The organism is Flagellimonas halotolerans (genome assembly GCF_035818535.1).
GTDB classification, from domain to species: Bacteria; Bacteroidota; Bacteroidia; order Flavobacteriales; family Flavobacteriaceae; genus Flagellimonas; species Flagellimonas halotolerans.
Genome location: NZ_JAYKYV010000037.1, coordinates 1 through 971 on the forward strand (window position 1 = coordinate 1; position 971 = coordinate 971).

1 protein-coding gene is annotated in these 971 nt (G+C 49.5%); it reads right to left on the bottom strand.

Annotation, left to right across the window (positions count from 1 at the left end):
* A partial coding sequence (locus VM932_RS16675; protein ID WP_326280427.1) for a PAS domain-containing protein occupies window positions 1–971 on the bottom strand: 971 nt, incomplete at both ends.

A 971-nucleotide genomic window follows, 5' to 3' on the forward strand; every position in this document is an offset into this window, starting at 1 on the left:
GTCAACTTGACCTCTTCGGTGATGTCGAAGATCATGGAATTGAAAAGAACGGTGCCATCTGCCAATTTGTAGGGCGTTCCGTAGCCTTCGTGCCAACGTATCTGTCCGTTGGGAAGTATGCTTGTCCAACGACTGTGCCATTGGCAAAGCGTTTCAATGGAGTTTTGGATGTCCCCTTGGAGTTTTGCATACGCGCCACCTTTCTTTATCTGGTCCCATATAGGTTCGGTATCCTTTTCGCAATCTTCTGGGCTCATCCCCCATATTTCCATGGATTTTTGGCTGACCGAAGCCAATTTATCGGTTCCATCGGGATAGACGATATATTGGAAAGTAACCCCCGGTAGGTCATTGGTGATGCTTTGGAGTCGGTGTTCTGTTTCCTTAAGGTCCGTAATATCCTGAAAACTTCCGTAAAGGCGGGTACATTTCCCATTGGGAATTTCGGCCTGTCCCATCGCCCTGACCCACTTCTCATTGCCCTTGGCGGATATCAATGCTGCCTCAAACTCTATGGGCGACCCATTTTCCATTGCCGAGCTTATGGCTTCCTTGACCCTTTCCCTGTGGTCCTCCCTGTAAAATTCAATGGCACCTTCCAGCTCCGGCCCATAGCTCAGCGGGTCGGTCCCATAAATTTGGTGCACCCCTTCCGACCATGTCAGCTTTTCATGGATCATATCGATTTCCCAGCCGCCTATTTTGGCCAATCGGAATGCATCGGAGACCAATTCCTGTAATTTTTTGGGTTCCGTGATATCTTTGGCCGTGGCGTAGACCACCCCTTCGTCCAACACTACCCTGCAGTGCCAACTGAGCCAGACCGGTTTGCCCGTTTTGGTGATGTAGCGGTTCTCGATCTCGAAGGTTTCCTGTCCCTCCGTTATCTTTTGGAGCAGTTCATTGGAAATTTCCCCGTCCTCTTCGTGAATGAACTTGAAGAATGAATTGCCCACAATATCGGTTTCAGC